We start from the raw sequence: 16,962 nt of genomic DNA, 5'->3' as shown, positions 1-16,962 counted from the left end.
GAACACTTTCCGCAGCAGCATTCAGAGGAGTTCACCATGAGCATCCGTCGCATCGGAGTTGGTCCACGCATGAGCCAGGCCGTGGTCCACGGCAACACCGTTTATCTCGCCGGTCAAGTGGGTGTGCCCGGCGCCAGCGTGACCGATCAGACCAAGGCCGTTCTGGCCGAAGTGGACCGCCTGCTCAAGGAAGCCGGTTCGGACAAGTCGAAGATTCTTCAGGCGATCATCTGGCTCGCCGACATGAAGGATTTCGCCGAAATGAACGCTGTCTGGGATGCCTGGGTCGATCCGGCCAACACGCCAGCTCGTGCAACCGGTGAAGCAGCCCTTGCAACGCCGGACTACAAGGTCGAAATCATCATCACCGCTGCGATCTGATCCCAGCGCGAATGCTTGAGAAAGCCCCGCTGCGAAGCGGGGTTTTTTATTCGCGGATGCGTTGCGAGAAGCCGTCGCGTCCGCCTGCCTGCGCTTTTGCGTCGATGGATGCGCGCTGGCGTATTTCTTCCAGCGAACCGCCATTCTCGATCCAGCCATTGTCGAAAAGATAGCCGGGCAGAAAGCCTGACAGCAGAATGCGATAGTCGAACGGGAATGTTGGATCGAGCAGCCGCGCCATGTCGAAGATCATGGTCGTGCAGTTGGTGGTCAGCGTGTTGTAGAATTCCGCCTTTGCGGCCAGCTGGTTGCCGCGCTCGACATAGGACAGGAACAATTGTCTGGCCGGGCCGGGCGGCAGTTTGACCTGATAGCGGTAGACGTCTTCCTTGCGGATATTGGTGCGCAGATAGATGATGTCCCGTTCCTCGGCGGCGATCATCGCCAGCTCGAATTCCCGGAAAAAGCCGCCAATAGACGAGAAGACCTCATGATGCTCGCGGCGGATTTCGCCGGAGAAGACCACATGACGCCCATCCGCAAAGCCGAATGAAAGCAGCGTGTGAGCGATGGCCGGGCTCGACCAGTAGGACAGGTAGATATCAACCGAAGTAATCTTGCTGAGATCGTAGGTTTCGTCTTTCCAATTTTCGGTAAAGTCTTCCGTCGTGCGCCATTCGAAATCGCGAACATTGGTGAGCGTGACGATATCGCCATCCACCTTGCCGGTAACGATGCGCGCGACGTCCGGCGCCCACATGCGGTCGAGGGAAGGGCGGATGGTCGTCCACCAGCCGAGGATGATGAGCGCGAGGAGGCAGAAGAACAGCCGTTTGCGCCAGCAGGAGAAGCGCCTTTCCCCGGCTATGGTCCAGAGGGTGAAGAGCAACCACAGCGCGATGATCGCCTGGCGAACAACGCTGCCGAAGGGCAACTGATACCACATCGCCAAACTCGCCCAGATCGCAAAGATAAGAGCGAAAAGGATGAAGATAAACTTGCCTGCGATGCGAACGGGCGCCGATTTCAAAATAGACGTCATGGGCCTCAGTGCTCGCCAGTTGTGGTAATCAATGTGGAATTGGCGGCGATACTGACATGATTTGCGGCGCAATGTCATTGCTTATCCAAAAAATGGATAAATTTAGTTCAGTACATTGGAATCTGTAAAAAGAAGCTCTTCTATTAGCCGTTACTTCTTTAAGGCGACAGCCTCTCCACGCGGGCGCGGCGCGGATGTCTTTCGATTGCGCCTGTAGGGACGCACCAGCCGCCACAGCAGCAGCGCTGCGACGATGGCGGCATAGATGATCGGCTCTGCGGGCCAGCTTTTCACGGATAGGATGAAATGGATCGCACCGCCTGCAATGGCCACATAGACGAGCTTGTGCAGGCTGGTCCAGCGGCGTCCGAGCCGACGGATCGACCAGTTGTTGGAGGTCAGCGCCAAAGGCACAAGCAGCACGAGACTGATCATGCCGATGGTGATGAAGGGGCGGCGGAGAATATCGGCGATGATAACCGGAAAATTCAGCGCCTGATCGAGCACCATATAGGTCGCGAAATGCATAAGCGCATAATAGAAGGCGAGAAGACCGAGCGCCCGGCGATAGCGCAGCAGGCTGATGCCGGTCAGGTCGCGGATCGGGGTGACGAGCAATGTCAGGATCAGCAAGCGCAGCGCCCAGAGACCGAGCGTATGTTCGAACGTCTTGACCGGATCGGCACCAAGGCCGCCGGTCGCGCCGAGATAGAAGGTCCAGACAGCCGGAACAAACCCCGCCGCATAGAGCAGCCAGACCTTCCAGCCATCAGTCTGGCGACGCGTCGGCTTTTTCGCGCCCCCTTCGGTTGCACCCATTCTCTCGGCTGCCATGTCAGTAATTCGCCTTCAGGTCCATGCCGGTATAAAGCGACGCGACTTCGTCCGCATAGCCGTTGAAGGGCAGGGTCGGGCGGCGGCTGGAAGCGAAGAAACTGTCCTCGCCGATGCGCCGTTCTGTCGCCTGGCTCCAGCGGGGATGATCGACCGCCGGGTTCACATTGGCATAGAAGCCATATTCATTGGCGGCCTGCTGCTGCCACGAGGTGGGCGGCTGCTTCTCGACAAAGGAGATACGGGTAATGGCCTTGATGCCTTTGAAACCATATTTCCACGGCACCACGAGCCGGATCGGCGCGCCATTGGCGTTGGGAAGCGTCTCGCCGTAAAGGCCAACCGCCAGGATGGTCAGCGGATGCCGGGCTTCGTCCAGTCGTAACCCTTCGACATAGGGCCAGTCCAGCACCTGAAACAGCCCCTTCTGGCCGGGCATTTCCTCCGGGCGCACGACACCGGTGAAGGCGATATATTTGGCAGAGCCGAGTGGCTCCACCTGTGACAGCAGGCTTGCCAGCGGAAAGCCGATCCACGGGATTACCATCGACCACGCCTCGACACAGCGCATACGATAGATGCGCTCTTCCAGCGGCATCTTGTCGATCAACTCGCGCATGTCGAATTCTTTCGGCTGCTTCACCAGCCCATCGATGGTCAGCTTCCAGGGCAGCGGCTTGTAATCGCTGGAATTGGCGGCTGGGTCGCTCTTGTCTGTGCCGAATTCATAGAAATTATTGTAGCTGGTGACATCGGCCTTCGGGGTCAGCTTTTCATCGACCTTATAGGCGGATGCGACAGCCTTGAGCGGGTCTGCAAAAGCCGACGACGCAAAACCTGCGGTAGCGAGCGCGCCGAGGCCCGCCATAAACTGCCGACGGTGCAGATAGAGGTTCTTCGGTGTCACCGCATCATAAGTGAGACGGGCATGCGAAAGACGGCTGAATTTAAAGCTGCTCATGGGCGTTGATCTCTTTCTCCCGCATAATAGCTGATTTTCTCGCCAAACACGTCAAAAGCAAGGAGTTTTCATCGCTTCGGTGTGGCTCACGCTTTAGTGATGGCGAATAAGTCTCGCAATGGAGATGTAACAGAATTGTAACAGGTCGTAATTTTTCGTGCATTTCGCCACATTCCTGCTAAATCTCTGCTGTTAAGAGAGTTCCATTCGCCGCGAAGGCCGTGCTCAATCGCCTTGTTGAGGGGCCGCTTTCAAACCTTCGTTAACGTCTCGTTGGCTATGTAGAGATCATGGTAAAGAAGATGTTTATTGCCGCTTTGGCGGCTGCGCTTATGGTATCGACCGGCTCGGCTTTTGCTGAGGGGCAGCCTGTGGCTGTTTCCACGAAAGGTCAGGGCAAGGCACTGAGCGGTATTGCCGCTTCAATGAAAGAAGAAGAAGGCGCCCCGAAGCTCGGCGAAGGCGTCACCATGCGCGAGAAGAAGATGGATACGGAAATTACGCCGGAACAGAATTTCTCCCGCAGCAGGCAGTTCATCCACCGCTTCTATACGCCGGAAAAAGCGTCCAACGAACTGGTTATCCTGCTGCACGGTTCGGGCGGCAATGAAACCAGCCTTGTCCCGCTGGCGTCGAAAATCTGGCCGCGCGCGACACTGCTCGGCATTCGTGGTCGTGTCATGCAGGACGGCGGCACGCGCTGGTACAAGCGCATCACGCCGGTCAAGTTCGACCAGAAGGATATCAAGCTCGAAGCCAATGCCTTCGTGACGTTCCTGACGCGGCTTGCCGACGACAAGGACCTCGACCTTACGCACGCGACTTTCGTGGGCTATTCGAACGGCGCCAATCTCCTGGCGGCAACCATGATGCTGCATCCTGATCTGGTGAAGCGTGCCGTGCTGATGCGCTCGATGCCGGTGCTGGACAATGCGCCGGTTGCCAATCTGAGCAAGACGCGCGTGCTGACGATCACCGGCGAGGAAGACAAGCTCTACTCACCCTTTGCGCCCGCGCTTTCCGCGCTTCTGCGCTCCAGCGGCGCGCGCGTCGATGCGCGCACGATTGATGCCGATCACATGCTCGGCGACAAGGATGCCGCCGCAATCAGCCAGTGGGTCGCGTCGCTTGGACCAGACGGTGCGCCTGCGGTGTCGATGCGCAGACCGTGAGTTAGGGGAGTAGGGGAATAAGGGAATAGGGGAGTATGTTGGGCGAGAAGCGCCTGACACTCTTTTAAAACCTACTCCCTTATTCCCCTAATCCCTTAAAGAGACGATGCCACAATCCCCCACTTCCGAACCGAAAGCGAGGCGGTGGCCCTGATCGTCCCAGCCCATGCTGGAGATGGCGCCCTTGCCGGGGCGGCGCAGCAGAACTTCCTTTTGATCGGCAAAACGAACCAGCATGATCATGCCGTCATTATAACCAATGGCGACGATATCCTCGACCGGATGGCAGGCAACCGTCGTCACCATGCTGTCGCCGCGCAGGCCAAGCTCAAGCGGGGCCTTACCCATCGGGCCGTCCTTGCCCGCAAAAGGCCAGACGATGGCCGCAGGCGCGCCGGATGTTGCAAGCCACTTGGCCTTCACGCTCCACGACCAGTCCTTCACCTTTGCCGGATAGCCGGTCATGCGCATGTGCTTGGCGTCTTCCAGACGCCAGCCATGCAAGGCATTTTCCTGCATCGAGGTGATGAGAAAGCGGCCATCGGGCGAGAAAATGACGCCGATATGCGCGCCTTTCCATTCCAGTTCGACGGGCTTGGCGGCGGTGCCGGTCCAAATCAGCGTCGCCCCGTTGTAGCGGGCAATCGCAAGCCGCTGGCCCTTCGGCGCAAAGGCAATGCCTTCAATGCTGCGTTCCTGCGTGTATTCCTGCACCTTGCCGTCAGAGTTGCGCACCCATGCCGAACGGCCCGAGGCAAAGCCGACCGTACCGCCGGGACCGGCTGCAACAGCCGTCATCCATTTGCGCGGGACCTTGGCGAGTTCGGTCACCGTGCCGCTGGCATCGGTGCGGCAGACGCGACCGTCTTCGCCGCCGGTGATGAGCGACTTGCCGTCAACGGCAACCACAGCGCTCAACAGTCCGTCATGGGCCGTCGAACTCTGGTTGCCGTTATCCAGCCGATGGATCGTCCCATCAGCCATGGCAAAGAAAGGAACGTCGCCGATGAAGCGCGCATGAAGACAATGACCTTCGAGGTCAAACGGGGCAACTGTAGGCATCAGTGTCCAGTATTTCTTATTTGACTTGGCAGTTTTCGAAACCGGCTTTCAATTCAGCCGGGTCGAGTTCGCGTCCGATGAAGACAAGACGGCTTTCCCGCTTTTCTTCCGGCTTCCATGCGCGCTGGTGATCGCCTTCGATGATCATGTGAACGCCCTGAACCACATAGCGGTCCGGATCGTCCTTGAAAGCGATAATGCCCTTGAGGCGCAGAATGTTCGGCCCCTGCGTCTGGGTGATGTTCTGAATCCACGGGAAGAATTTTGCCGGATCGATATCACCGGCCCGCAACGAAACAGACTTAACCGTCACATCGTGGATTGGCGAGGCATGATCGTGGTGGTGATGATCGTGGTCACAGTCCGGGCCGCAGACATGATCGTGGTCATGGTGATGATGATCATGGTCGTGATCATGCGCATGGTGGTGGTGCCCGTGGTGGTCATGATGATGGTCGTCATGCCCATGATCATGGTCGCAATCCGGGCCACAGACATGATCGGGATGATCATGGTCGAGGAAATGCGGATCGTTTTCCAGCACGCGCTTCAGGTCGAAGGCGCCACGGTCCAAAACGCGCTCAAGCGGGATCGAGGCGCGCTCGGTGCGGTGGATGATGGCATGCGGGTTGATGGCGCGAACCGTGGCTTCGATGGTGGCCAGTTCTTGCGGCGTCACCAGATCGGTCTTGTTGATCAGCACGACATCGGCAAAGGCAATCTGGTCTTCGGCTTCGCGGCTGTCCTTGAGGCGCAGCGGCAGATGCTTGGCATCCACGAGGGCGACAACGGCGTCGAGGCCGGTCTTGGCGCGCACGTCGTCATCCATGAAGAAGGTCTGCGCGACCGGAACCGGATCGGCAAGGCCGGTGGTTTCCACGACGATGGCGTCGAAACGGCCTGGACGGCGCATCAGACCTTCCACCACGCGGATCAGGTCGCCGCGCACGGTGCAGCAGATGCAGCCATTGTTCATTTCGTAGATTTCTTCATCCGACTCGACGATCAGGTCGTTGTCGATGCCGATCTCGCCGAATTCATTGACGATAACGGCATAACGCTTGCCGTGATTCTCGGTCAGAATGCGGTTGAGAAGGGTGGTTTTGCCCGAGCCCAGATAGCCGGTCAGAACGGTAACGGGAATGCGGCCAGCTTCAGTGGTCGCCTCTGCTGTGGTTTGGGCTTCAGCCTGGCTCATGATCATGCCTCTAGACGTTGCGGCCCCGGATCGGTCGGTGCGCAAAGGCGCATGCCGGGACTTCGGATCGGACATTTCATATAAGGGAACGACGACAGTAATGCCATATGCAATGCTATATTATTACATATGCCCCTTCACATTCGCGCCATCGGTATGAACCCTAGGATTTGAACCGCGCCAGATCGAAGCGATGGACATCGCGCAGCAGTTCGACAAAGCCGGATACGGCATTGGCGATCAGCTTTTCGCCTGCTTCCGCCGTTGCTGCGGCAGCGTTGCCTGCAACGCCTTCCGGGTTGAGATCGTGCATCTTCCAGCCAAATGCGTGCGGACCATAGGCGCGCAGGAACTTGAATTCCTCGGCGTAGCGTGACTGGGCGTTGCTGAAATTGCGTGCTTTCGACATATCCACCAGATCGGGCCGCAGCGCTAGCATCACCGAGGTTTCGATAAAGCCGCCATGAATATCGAGCGCCTTTTCTTCCGGCGTGATCAGGCCGTCCGGCAGGCCGAAGCGGGTCCAGCTCGTCGCGACTGCGAGCATGCCGAGCCGGACGCGCAATTCGGTCGCCACGATGGTCATCAATGGCGAGTTGCCGCCATGGGCGTTCAGCATCACCAGCTTGCGGATGCCGCCCGCATGCAGGTTTTCGCCGATGCCGATCCACTGGTTGACCGCTTCCGAAAAGGCGAGGCTCTGTGTGCCTTCGGTATCCATGTGTTCGATGGAATAGCCGACTGGCTGCACCGGCAGGAAATTGACGTTCAGACCAGCCGGTATCGCCTCGCCAACCCGCGCGGCAATGCTTTCCGCGATGATCGTGTCCGTCTCGAACGGCAGGTGAGGGCCATGCTGTTCGTGTGCGCCAAGGGGCAGGACGACAATCATATCGCTGTTCTGATCGCGCAGTTCCGTCATATTTTCCTCACTGTTTTTTCTGGTGGTCGAACCTAACGTCGGTTCGCCGGGGGGGCAACCCAAGCGGTAAAAACACCGCCCCTCACTTCAGCGAAATGTTTTTAACCTTGTTGTTTCATAAGTCGGACAATATTTTACGCTATAAACATCTCCGGCAATGTCGATCGAGCGACAGAATGAAGTCGCAACAAAGGGTGAGGTGGCGATGAACAAGGACAATAAAGCGGTTGTACTTTATCGGCTGCAATCCGTGGCGCGTCTTTCAAGAACAGTTCTGGCCACAAGGCTTCTGGAACAGGGACTTTATGCCGGACAGGATGCAGTCATGCTGCAACTGGCCGCTGAAGACGGTCTCACGCCCGGCGTGCTTGCGCAGCGGCTTGGCGTGCGCCCGCCAACCATCACCAAGACGATTGCCCGTCTGCAAGGGCAGGGTTTTGTCGCCAAGCGTGCATCCGATACCGACCAGCGCCAGTCGCATGTTTATCTGACGCAGGCGGGACTTGAGACGATCAAGGCCATCGAGAAATCCATTCGCAAGACCGACAAGGACATGCTGAAGGGCCTCGACAAGAAGGAGCGCAAGACGTTCCTGAAAATGCTGGGTCGAATGGAAGGCAATCTGGCGCTGCGCGGTCTGTCGCGTGTGGCGGAAGAATCGTCCGCCGATGCCATTGACGACGACGAAGCTGAATAAGCGGCGGCGGTTTCAGCTTGATGCCAAAAATACTTTCAATTCAATAATTGCAATGGCATAACCGTTTTAATGATGACGCCCTTGTGACATGTGACGCGGGGCTTTCGTGGCATGGACCGTTGGGGAGGCGACTTGGCCCAGAAAATCAAGCTTTCGACCATCGCTGATGCGCTGGGTGTTTCGACGGCTACCGTTTCGCTTGCGCTGCGCGACAGTCCGCTTGTTGCCGACCAGACCCGTGAGAAGATCAAGGAACATGCCCGCGCCATCGGTTATATCTATAACCGCAGGGCAGCGAGCCTGCGCACGTCGCGGTCGGGGATTGTCGGTGTCGTGGTGCACGACATCATGAACCCGTTTTTCGCGGAAATTCTGAAATCCATCGAATCGGAACTCGACCGGTCCCGCCAGACCTTCATTTTGTCCAACCATTACGACCAGCTGGAAAAGCAGCGCACCTTCATGGACACGCTTTTGCAGCTTGGCGCCGACGGGGTGATCATGTCGCCCGCCATCGGTACGCCGCCGGAAGATATCCAGATCGCCGAGGATAACGGCCTGCCGGTCGTTTTCATCGCGCGCAGTGTCGAGGGCGTGCATGCGCCCGTGTTTCGGGGCGACGATGCTTATGGCGTCGGCCTTGCCACCAATCACCTGATTTCGCTTGGTCACAAGCGCATCGCAATGATCGGCGGCACTGACCAGACCTCGACCGGTCGCGACCGTTATCGCGGTTATGTTCAGGCGATGGAGAAGGCCGGGCTTGAAGTGCGCGACGACTGGCGCATCGCGGGTCCGCGCACCAAACAGGGCGGGTTTGAAGTCGCGCCGCAGTTCCTCGCCTTGAAGGACAAGCCGACGGCTGCCGTGTGCTGGAACGACCTGACCGCAATCGGCCTGATGAATGGCATCGCGCGCGCCGGGCTTGTGCCGGGCGACGACATATCCGTGACCGGCTATGACGATCTGGAAGAGGCGGCGATTGCAACGCCTGCGCTTACGACCGTCTGGAACGGCCAGCGCGAGGTCGGACGCCGCGCCGCCCGCGCTTTGCTCGATCAGCTGAACGGTGTCGAGGTTGCCTCGACGCAGGAACTCATCAAGCCGGAACTGCATATAAGGCAATCGACGTCCAAGCCTAAACAGCCCTGATTTCCACGCTCCGGGTCCGGTTCAAGCTGACCGGCTACCGGTCTCCCACGAACTGCGAAATGCCCAGAGGAATATTGTCATGACCAAGCGCGACGCAACCGTTCTGGTGCTCGGTAACTTCAACGATTATGCCGTCGAACGCCTGTCGGGTGAGTTTTCGGTACGCCGCATCCCGCGCGGCGACGCGGCGCTCGTTGATGCGGCCTGGGCTGGCGATGTGCAGGGCATTGCCAGCATGTCCACCGTGGATGCCGCGCTCATCGACGCTTTGCCCAATCTGAAGATCATCGGCAATTTCGGCGTCGGTTATGATGCCGTCGATGCCAAACATGCCGCCACCCGCAACGTGATGGTCACCAACACGCCGGACGTACTGACCGACGAAGTGGCCGACACGGCGCTCGGCCTTTTGATCGATACGGTGCGCGAATTGTCGAAGTCGCAGGAATTCCTGCGTGCGGGCCGCTGGGAAAAGGAAGGCCGCTATCCGCTGTCGAAGCTTTCGCTGCGCGGACGCAAGGTCGGCATTTTCGGCCTTGGCCGTATCGGCAAGGCGGTCGCCCATCGTGTGGAAGCGTTTGGCCTGCCGGTTTCCTACCATAACCGCCGCAAGGCGGAAGGTGTCGCTTACGATTATTATCCAAGCCTGCTTGAGCTGGCCAAGGCGGTCGACACGCTTATTCTGGTTGCGCCGGGTGGTGCGGAAACGGCCAAGGCGGTCAATGCTGACGTGCTGCAAGCACTCGGTTCCGATGGCGTTCTGATCAATGTCGGTCGCGGCTCGCTGGTCGATGAAGACGCGCTGGCCAAGGCTTTGAATGACGGCACGATTGCGGCTGCGGGACTGGATGTTTTCTCCAACGAACCATCGGTGCCGCAGGGCCTGCTCGATGCACCGAATACGGTTTTGCTGCCGCATATCGCATCCGCATCGCACAAGACCCGTCAGGCCATGGCCGATCTGGTGATCGATAATCTCATTGCGTGGTTCGATACCGGCAAGGCGATCACGCCGGTGCCGGAGACGGCGGAGGTAAGGCAGTAGGGCAGTATGGGAATAAGGCAGTATGTTTTGGTTGCGGACGGCCGAAACGACCATAATCTTCTACTGCCCTACTGCCCTACTGCCCTACTGCCCTACTGCCCTACTGCCCTACTGCCCTACTGCCCTACTGCCCTACTGCCCTATCTTATGCTCCCGCACCGCCTCGCCAAACGCCTCGAATATCTTCCGCGAGGGGGCATCGGACTGGACCCAATATTCCGGGTGCCATTGGACGCCGACGACAAAACCCTTGGCGTCCTTGACGGAGACGGCTTCCACGGTGCCGTCTTCGGCCACGGCTTCCACTTCAAGGCGCGGCGCAAGCCGGTCGATGGCCTGACGGTGCACCGAGTTCACCTTTACGCTGTCTTCTTTCAAAATTGCGCCAAGGCATGAATCCGGCTTGATCCGGATCGGGTGCTGGATCGCGAAACGCTCGGCCTGACTTTCGGATTGCGGCGCACGATGGTCCATCCGGCCCTGCAATTCCTGAATTTCGGTGGCCAGCGTGCCACCCAGCGCCACATTCAATTCCTGAATGCCGCGGCAGATCGCCAGTACCGGCACGCCTTTTTCAATGGCCGCGCGGATCAGTGGCAGCGAGGTCGCGTCACGCGCATCGTCATAGGGTTCGAAGGCCGCACTCGGCTCGACACCGTAGAGGGCAGGGTTGACGTTGGATTTCGAGCCGGTGATCAGCACGCCATCCACCGCGTCGAGAATGGCGTCAAGATCCATCTTGTCGCCGAAGCTTGGCACCAGAAGCGGCGTCACTTGCGCGACATCGATGGCCGCAGCCAGATATTGATCCGGCGCTGCATGCCAGGTGTAATTCTCGAAAGGTTTGACGTCAGTCGGTACGGCAATGAGGGGGCGGGACTTCGACATAGCACTCAAATCCATGAATTTGGCTCTCAGCCTTCTGCAATAGAGCACATCCTCAAAACTGTGAAACAGTTTTCGGATAAGATGTGCGTGAATGAAGGCTTCTGCAATTGGCAGGAAGTGTCGTCTTTTCATCACGCTCGTGCGGCTTTTGTGTATTGTCTTGATTTGAAGCGTTTTTTGCCTCTATGCACGGGTTAAATGCCGTTATGAATGTCCTGGAGCGGTTCCGGTTAAGACGATTTGTGGAACCGCTCTATCTATTTGTTTTTGAGCATTATCCTACGCATCGAAGCGGGATAAGAAATCAGTCCAGCGAATTGATTTCCCCGCGCAGACGCTACGCACTTTTGCTGGAAATGCTCTAATAGGGGTGAAAATGGATTGGCAGTTGAGGGGATGCATGACTGACGATCAGCTTTTTTCCGTCCGGGGCAAGGTCATTGCCGTGACGGGAGGTTCCTCGGGTCTGGGCCTGCGCATGGTGCATGTGCTGGCGGGCCATGGAGCAAAAGTGATCTCCATTTCGCGCACGCATGCCGGTGAAAGCCTGTGTCCGTCGGGCGGCGAAGTTTTGGAAATCATGGCTGATGTAACCCATCCTGACGAAATCATACGCGCCTTCGATGAAGCCGAGCAGCGTTTCGGGCCGATTACGACCCTGTTCAATAATGCCGGTGTGGCCCATATGGCGCGGGCGCTTGATACGACACGCGATATGCTGGAGCATATTTTCGAGGTCAATGTGGCTGGCGCTTTCTTCGTGGCGCAGGAAGCCGCGCGCCGCATGATCGCTCATGGCGCAGGCGGTTGCATTATCAATACGACCAGCATTCTGGGCGACAGGCCGCAGAAGGGTGCGGCGGCTTATTCCATGTCCAAAGCCTGCATTACCCAGATGACGCGCGCGCTCGCGCTTGAATGGGCCGGGCACGATATCCGCGTCAATGCGATCTCTCCGGGCTGGTTTCCGACCCGAATCAACGAGGAACAGCTCAGCGGACCCGCCGCAGGCTACTTCAAAGGGCGTAATCCACTGCGCCGCCTTGGCGAACCGCAGGATCTTGACGGCGTGGTGCTGATGCTGGCCTCGGATGCCAGCCGCTATATGACCGGCACAATCGTCAATGTGGATGGTGGGCACAGCCTTTGAATGTGTCCATCCGAGCTAGCGATTTATCCGGCTCTGGCAGGCTTTCATCCGGGTTTCCTCCAGTGGTTGTGAAATCCCGGCGATATTCTCTAGTTTTGCTGTAGATCACCCGTGAAGAGCTGATGCCGGGGAAGGCGAAATACAGCCCGTTTTCGCGCTCTGCTTTCGCGGTCAAATTGTTTGAGGTGCTTCGCTTTAAAAGCTTATGGTTGTATTGCTGTTCTCCAGCTTGCAGATAAGTTGTTCCCGTAAAAATAGTTGGGATACATCTTATGGTGGCGGTGGTAACAGCTTGTGGTTTCATTTCGCGAAAGATATTTTTAAGTCATTAGTGCAATAATCGCCCTCACGATAGGGACACAAGCAAGGACATGTGGCGAAGCCGTAAACCTGACATACCTGCAGACGTGCGGCTTTCTTTCATGCGATCACTTTATGGTAATCGCACTACGCTCTGGTTTGGCTTGCTGGCCCATGTGGTGGCCTGTGTCGTCATTTATGTAAAAACACTCGACTGGCATTTCATCGGCTTTGCCGGGCTTTTTGCTGTGGTCGCTCTCGGTCGTCTCTACGACATGCGGCAGTTCGATCGCGCCAGGCTTACCCAACTCACATCCGCCGATCTCGACCGCTGGGAATTGCGCTATCTCATAGGCGCTTCACTGGTCTGCGCAACGCTCGGCATGTTGTGCTTCTTCTCGATCTTCGTGCTGCGCGATCCCTTTGCCGAACTGGCGAGCCTGACCATTTTGCTGGCTTCCGTCGTTTCCATCGTCGGGCGCAATTATGCCTCGGCGAAGGCGGTCGTTCTGATGTCGATCTGCACGCTCATTCCGGTTCTGGCCGGGCTCGTGCTTGCGGGGACTCCCTTTCACATCATTATCGGCCTGCTGCTGATCCCGTATTTCCTGTCCAATATCGAGATGGCGAACGGCCTGCGCGAATTTCTCTTCGCTGCCGTCATGGGCAAGCGGCGCCTGTCGATTGTGGCGGGGCGGTTCGATGCCGCGCTCAATAATATGCCGCAGGGCCTTCTCATGCTCGACGGCCAGAGCCGCATTGCGGTGATCAACAACAAGGCCAAGGCGATGCTGCGGATCGCCGAACACACCAAGCTGCACGGGCGCAGGCTGGAAGTGCTGCTGCGCTATTGCGCGCGGGAAGGGCTGTTTCCGCACAACGACATGACCAATGTGCGCGCCCGCATGACCGATCTCGTTGCCGGGCGCAAGACACGCGACATTTTTCAACTTTCCGGCGAGCGCTATATAGAATGTATCGGCAACCAGACTGTTGGCGACGGCGCGGTTCTCATGTTCGAGGACGTGACGCAGCGTGTCGAGGCAGAAGCCCGCATTCAGCATATGGCGCGGTTCGATGGTCTGACCGGCCTTCCGAACCGTAATTATTTCGAGACCATGGTGCGCACGCTGCGCGCCCACCAGCCGTCGGACAGTTTTGCCGCTCTGGTCGTCATCGACATCAACCACTTCAAGCATGTCAACGATACGCTTGGCCATCACACGGGCGATGTGTTGTTGCGGCTGTTTGCGGAGCGGCTTTATTCGCTCGACCAGCAGCGCTTTGTGGTGTCACGTTTCGGCGGCGACGAGTTCGTGGTGTTTGTGTTCAATCTTCAGACGCAAGCCGAAATTACCGGCGTGATGGATCATATCACCTCGGTCGTGTCCGGCGTTTATGATCTCGATGGCGATCATGTGCATATCGAGATCAGCGCCGGTATCGCGATTGAGAATATCGCGAGCTGCGATGTCGGCAATATGCATATCAATGCCGATCTGGCGCTTTACGAAGCAAAAGGTCATGAAGACCGGCAATGGGCAGTTTTCGTCGGCGCGATGGATACCAAATATCGCAGCCGCCAGAAGCTCAAGGCCGATCTCCGACAGGCCATCGGCAATAATGAAATCAAGGTCGTCTATCAGCCCATCGTCAGTGCGCAGTCTCTGCGCATTGTTGCTTGTGAAGCACTGGCGCGCTGGGAGCATCCGGAGCTGGGCAATGTGCCGCCTGCGGAATTCATCCCGCTGGCTGAGGAAATGGGGATTATCACCGATATCACCCGCTTCATGCTGGAACAGGCCTGCATGGATTGCCTGACCTGGGGGGACCGTATCGGTGTTTCCGTCAATCTGTCGGCCATCGACCTGAAAAGCAGCGAGATTGCCCGTGATATCGCCGCAGCCTTGCAGAAATCCGGGTTGCCTGCACACCGTCTCGAAGTCGAGGTGACGGAAAGCGCGATCATTGCCGACCGCAACAAGACATCCATGGTTCTGCAGCGGCTGAAGAATGCGGGCATCAACATTGCGCTCGACGATTTCGGCACGGGCTATTCCAGCCTGAGCTATCTCAACACGCTGCCGCTGACCAAGGTGAAGGTGGACCGTTCCTTTGTGCGCGACATCACCACCGACCGCCGGTCGCTGATGCTATTGCGCGGTGTGACGCAGCTTTCGCACGAGCTTGGTCTCGGCGTGACCGTCGAAGGCGTGGAAACCGAAGAACAGCTGGCGCTGATCCGCGTTGCCGCCGGTGCCGATCTGGTGCAGGGTTATCTTCTCGGCATGCCGCTGCCCGCCGACACGATCGGCTCGATGACGACGAAATCCGTCACATGGCGCGAGGGCGGCCGTACGGTTGCCTGATCCTTTTTAGGTCGGGACCGTGCGCCCCGTGACAATTGCGCGCGACGGATGCGCTGAACTTCGCTTCAAGAATGAAAAACAGGTTGCCGGGACCGGTCATCGAATTATGGCAAACACGGCAAGAGGCCCTGAAATGCGCTTCAACGCGCATTTATCATCCGGTGGCCCACAAAAACGCTGTCTCGATGTGGCGAATCTGTGGCAATATTATGTCTCAAAAATGGCGCGGGGGCGTATATGCGGTTGAACTTATACCTTTACATGAAGGGAAAGCTGCTTATTCTGCGCGCTGAATTGAAGTGCATGATTTGCATGATTTGGTGGTGCGGAAATCGCTTATATGACTGATTCAGCTGTTTCGGGGGAGAAGCCGCCGCTATCCAATTTTGCGCGACAGCTGCTGCATTTTCTGGATCGTGTCGAGTATCGGCGAATTGTCCATGCGGAGGATCTGGAAGAGATCGGTCGGCTTCGTTATCGTTCCTATCGTACCCGCAATGTGATGGACGAGGCCGAAGTACCGTCCATCATCGACGATATCGACCGGGACAGCCACGCTTTCGTCTATGGCGTGCATGTCGACGGGCAGCTTGTCAGCACATTGCGCATTCATCACATCACGCCCGATCATCGCAAGGGAACGAGCTATGCTCTGTTTCCCGATATTCTCGATCCGCTGCTCAATAGCGGCATGCACTTTGTCGATCCGACCCGCTTTGCCGCCGATCCCGAATTGCTGAGTGAATATCCGGCCATCCCCTATATCACATTGCGCATTGCGGCGATGGCGTCAGAATTCTTCGTGGCAGATCAATGCCTTGCCTCGGTGAAGCCTGAGCATATGGCCTTTTACAAACGCATCTTCGGCACGACGATGATGGCCGATGCGCGCGAACATGCGGGCTATGGCATCAAGGTCGGGCTGGGTGCAGCGCCGATCCGCAATATTCGCGATGCGGTTGCGGTGCGCTTCCCGTTCTTCAAGTCATTACCGCGCGAGCGGCAGGCGATGTTTGCCGATATGCGGGGCGGCTCCGTGCCGCTGACCATCATGGCGACCGCGAAATATACCGGCCTCGGCGCATAAACTGTTCTAAACATTTAAATGTAGCGCATCGCGTGAATTCGATTTACGAACACTGCGGAACCGCTTCATGCGGAGAGAGGGTTGGCTGCGACGAAAAGACTTGCCGTATAGGCCGGGCTTTTGTTGCGGACACGTTGAAGATTGCAGGTGTTTTCGCTTAACATCATGGATGTTGGGTGGAAAATCTGAATGGGTGGAACGAAAATGGCAGAACATCATACGACGGCTCCGGCTGAACTTGGCGCACCGATGGACTATGCTGAGCATGAGAAAACTTATGCCGGTTTCACGGGCCTGGTTAAATGGGGCACGGTGGCGCTCGTCGCCCTTATGATTGCCATGGCGTTCGGCTTTTTCGCTGGTGGTTTCTTTTCCGCGACCATTCTATTTGTCCTAGTCTGCGTCGCCGCCTGGTTCATCCTTTAGCGCATTGACGCGGGCTGGATGACGACATCCGGCCTTGCGAAAATGCAGCAAGATCTAAGAGAGAACCGGGATTAACCCCGCATGATTTGATCGAATGCCTTGGCGTGGGTTACCATGCCGAGGTTTTATGCATGTCTTAGCACTACAGTCGCATTCTTCGCCATGCCGGGCTGCAACCCGCAATTTCCTGCGCACCGGTGCTCGCGTACCCAAAAGTACGCTCCGCTCCGGTGCTCGAAAATCACTCGTTTCGCCACGGCCTGACGAATTTGCAAC

16 protein-coding genes are annotated in these 16,962 nt (G+C 57.5%); 9 read left to right on the top strand and 7 right to left on the bottom strand.

Translation table 11 applies throughout. The annotated features are described in order from the left end of the window. The first annotated feature begins 36 nt into the window (after positions 1–36). Complete coding sequence (locus ABWW11_RS10150) at positions 37–381, top strand: RidA family protein (protein ID WP_109369631.1); 345 nt, start codon at positions 37–39, stop codon at positions 379–381. 46 nt (positions 382–427) lie between these two features. Here the strand turns inward: ABWW11_RS10150 and ABWW11_RS10145 are convergent, their stop codons facing one another. The 3 genes from ABWW11_RS10145 to msrP form a co-directional block, all read right to left on the bottom strand. After that, positions 428–1,423 carry an Lnb N-terminal periplasmic domain-containing protein gene (locus ABWW11_RS10145; RefSeq protein ID WP_109369630.1) on the bottom strand — a complete coding sequence of 332 codons (996 nt, stop codon included), beginning with the start codon at positions 1,421–1,423 and terminating at the stop codon, positions 428–430. Between the two features lie 150 nt (positions 1,424–1,573). After that, positions 1,574–2,242: a protein-methionine-sulfoxide reductase heme-binding subunit MsrQ gene (msrQ, locus tag ABWW11_RS10140; protein WP_109370291.1), complete on the bottom strand. Its 669-nt coding sequence runs from the start codon at positions 2,240–2,242 to the stop codon at positions 1,574–1,576. Positions 2,243–2,258: 16 nt separating this feature from the next. Then, on the bottom strand, positions 2,259–3,218 hold the full coding sequence (msrP, locus tag ABWW11_RS10135; protein ID WP_121538853.1) for a protein-methionine-sulfoxide reductase catalytic subunit MsrP: 960 nt from the start codon (positions 3,216–3,218) through the stop codon (positions 2,259–2,261). A 290-nt stretch (positions 3,219–3,508) separates the two neighbouring features. On the opposite strand from msrP, the gene ABWW11_RS10130 reads away from it, so the two are divergent. Next, positions 3,509–4,390: an alpha/beta hydrolase gene (locus tag ABWW11_RS10130; RefSeq protein ID WP_109369629.1), complete on the top strand. Its 882-nt coding sequence runs from the start codon at positions 3,509–3,511 to the stop codon at positions 4,388–4,390. Positions 4,391–4,477: 87 nt separating this feature from the next. Here the strand turns inward: ABWW11_RS10130 and ABWW11_RS10125 are convergent, their stop codons facing one another. The 3 genes from ABWW11_RS10125 to ABWW11_RS10115 all read right to left on the bottom strand — a co-directional run bounded on the left by ABWW11_RS10125 (position 4,478) and on the right by ABWW11_RS10115 (position 7,572). Beyond that, positions 4,478–5,452 carry a WD40 repeat domain-containing protein gene (locus tag ABWW11_RS10125; protein ID WP_319081263.1) on the bottom strand — a complete coding sequence of 325 codons (975 nt, stop codon included), beginning with the start codon at positions 5,450–5,452 and terminating at the stop codon, positions 4,478–4,480. A 16-nt stretch (positions 5,453–5,468) separates the two neighbouring features. Beyond that, positions 5,469–6,650, bottom strand: a complete 1,182-nt coding sequence (locus tag ABWW11_RS10120; RefSeq protein WP_181376101.1) for a CobW family GTP-binding protein — start codon at positions 6,648–6,650, stop codon at positions 5,469–5,471. 163 nt (positions 6,651–6,813) lie between these two features. Next, positions 6,814–7,572 carry a creatininase family protein gene (locus ABWW11_RS10115; RefSeq protein WP_109369626.1) on the bottom strand — a complete coding sequence of 253 codons (759 nt, stop codon included), beginning with the start codon at positions 7,570–7,572 and terminating at the stop codon, positions 6,814–6,816. A 205-nt stretch (positions 7,573–7,777) separates the two neighbouring features. On the opposite strand from ABWW11_RS10115, the gene ABWW11_RS10110 reads away from it, so the two are divergent. From ABWW11_RS10110 to ABWW11_RS10100, 3 genes are all read left to right on the top strand, one after another. Further along, positions 7,778–8,269, top strand: coding sequence for a MarR family winged helix-turn-helix transcriptional regulator (locus ABWW11_RS10110; RefSeq protein ID WP_109370290.1), 492 nt, complete (start codon positions 7,778–7,780; stop codon positions 8,267–8,269). 132 nt (positions 8,270–8,401) lie between these two features. Next, the gene (locus ABWW11_RS10105; protein WP_109369625.1) at positions 8,402–9,421 is read left to right on the top strand and encodes a LacI family DNA-binding transcriptional regulator; all 1,020 of its coding nucleotides are present in this window, start codon (positions 8,402–8,404) and stop codon (positions 9,419–9,421) included. A 79-nt stretch (positions 9,422–9,500) separates the two neighbouring features. Next, entirely contained in the window at positions 9,501–10,466 is a 966-nt protein-coding gene (locus ABWW11_RS10100) for a 2-hydroxyacid dehydrogenase (protein WP_109369624.1), read from the top strand. A 132-nt stretch (positions 10,467–10,598) separates the two neighbouring features. On the opposite strand, the gene ABWW11_RS10095 is transcribed toward ABWW11_RS10100, so the two are convergent. After that, entirely contained in the window at positions 10,599–11,354 is a 756-nt protein-coding gene (locus ABWW11_RS10095; RefSeq protein ID WP_109369623.1) for a gamma-glutamyl-gamma-aminobutyrate hydrolase family protein, read from the bottom strand. A 400-nt stretch (positions 11,355–11,754) separates the two neighbouring features. Here ABWW11_RS10095 and ABWW11_RS10090 point away from each other — a divergent pair, with 400 nt between their 5' ends. The 4 genes from ABWW11_RS10090 to ABWW11_RS10075 all read left to right on the top strand — a co-directional run bounded on the left by ABWW11_RS10090 (position 11,755) and on the right by ABWW11_RS10075 (position 16,686). Beyond that, complete coding sequence (locus ABWW11_RS10090; RefSeq protein WP_109369621.1) at positions 11,755–12,504, top strand: SDR family NAD(P)-dependent oxidoreductase; 750 nt, start codon at positions 11,755–11,757, stop codon at positions 12,502–12,504. A 371-nt stretch (positions 12,505–12,875) separates the two neighbouring features. Next, positions 12,876–15,173 carry a putative bifunctional diguanylate cyclase/phosphodiesterase gene (locus tag ABWW11_RS10085; RefSeq protein ID WP_109369620.1) on the top strand — a complete coding sequence of 766 codons (2,298 nt, stop codon included), beginning with the start codon at positions 12,876–12,878 and terminating at the stop codon, positions 15,171–15,173. 340 nt (positions 15,174–15,513) lie between these two features. Continuing rightward, positions 15,514–16,260, top strand: a complete 747-nt coding sequence (locus ABWW11_RS10080; protein ID WP_109369619.1) for an N-acyl amino acid synthase FeeM domain-containing protein — start codon at positions 15,514–15,516, stop codon at positions 16,258–16,260. A gap of 204 nt (positions 16,261–16,464) precedes the next feature. After that, the gene (locus ABWW11_RS10075; RefSeq protein WP_109370289.1) at positions 16,465–16,686 is read left to right on the top strand and encodes an aa3-type cytochrome c oxidase subunit IV; all 222 of its coding nucleotides are present in this window, start codon (positions 16,465–16,467) and stop codon (positions 16,684–16,686) included. Positions 16,687–16,962: the final 276 nt, after the last annotated feature.

Origin of the sequence: Brucella sp. NBRC 113783 (genome assembly GCF_040372265.1) — a bacterium.
Classification (GTDB): Bacteria; Pseudomonadota; Alphaproteobacteria; order Rhizobiales; family Rhizobiaceae; genus Brucella; species Brucella teleogrylli.
The sequence above is the reverse complement of the archived record's forward strand: the minus strand, read 5'-3'. Positions and strand labels throughout refer to the sequence as shown.

Bases quoted from the DNA above. Each gene is read 5' to 3' on its own strand.
- ABWW11_RS10150 (WP_109369631.1), top strand. From the start codon at position 37: ATGAGCATCCGTCGCATCGGAGTTGGTCCACGCATGAGCCAGGCCGTG.
- ABWW11_RS10145 (WP_109369630.1), bottom strand. From the start codon at position 1,423: ATGACGTCTATTTTGAAATCGGCGCCCGTTCGCATCGCAGGCAAGTTT.
- msrQ (WP_109370291.1), bottom strand. From the start codon at position 2,242: ATGGGTGCAACCGAAGGGGGCGCGAAAAAGCCGACGCGTCGCCAGACT.
- msrP (WP_121538853.1), bottom strand. From the start codon at position 3,218: ATGAGCAGCTTTAAATTCAGCCGTCTTTCGCATGCCCGTCTCACTTAT.
- ABWW11_RS10130 (WP_109369629.1), top strand. From the start codon at position 3,509: ATGGTAAAGAAGATGTTTATTGCCGCTTTGGCGGCTGCGCTTATGGTA.
- ABWW11_RS10125 (WP_319081263.1), bottom strand. From the start codon at position 5,452: ATGCCTACAGTTGCCCCGTTTGACCTCGAAGGTCATTGTCTTCATGCG.
- ABWW11_RS10120 (WP_181376101.1), bottom strand. From the start codon at position 6,650: ATGAGCCAGGCTGAAGCCCAAACCACAGCAGAGGCGACCACTGAAGCT.
- ABWW11_RS10115 (WP_109369626.1), bottom strand. From the start codon at position 7,572: ATGACGGAACTGCGCGATCAGAACAGCGATATGATTGTCGTCCTGCCC.
- ABWW11_RS10110 (WP_109370290.1), top strand. From the start codon at position 7,778: ATGAACAAGGACAATAAAGCGGTTGTACTTTATCGGCTGCAATCCGTG.
- ABWW11_RS10100 (WP_109369624.1), top strand. From the start codon at position 9,501: ATGACCAAGCGCGACGCAACCGTTCTGGTGCTCGGTAACTTCAACGAT.
- ABWW11_RS10095 (WP_109369623.1), bottom strand. From the start codon at position 11,354: ATGTCGAAGTCCCGCCCCCTCATTGCCGTACCGACTGACGTCAAACCT.
- ABWW11_RS10090 (WP_109369621.1), top strand. From the start codon at position 11,755: ATGACTGACGATCAGCTTTTTTCCGTCCGGGGCAAGGTCATTGCCGTG.
- ABWW11_RS10085 (WP_109369620.1), top strand. From the start codon at position 12,876: ATGTGGCGAAGCCGTAAACCTGACATACCTGCAGACGTGCGGCTTTCT.
- ABWW11_RS10080 (WP_109369619.1), top strand. From the start codon at position 15,514: ATGACTGATTCAGCTGTTTCGGGGGAGAAGCCGCCGCTATCCAATTTT.
- ABWW11_RS10075 (WP_109370289.1), top strand. From the start codon at position 16,465: ATGGCAGAACATCATACGACGGCTCCGGCTGAACTTGGCGCACCGATG.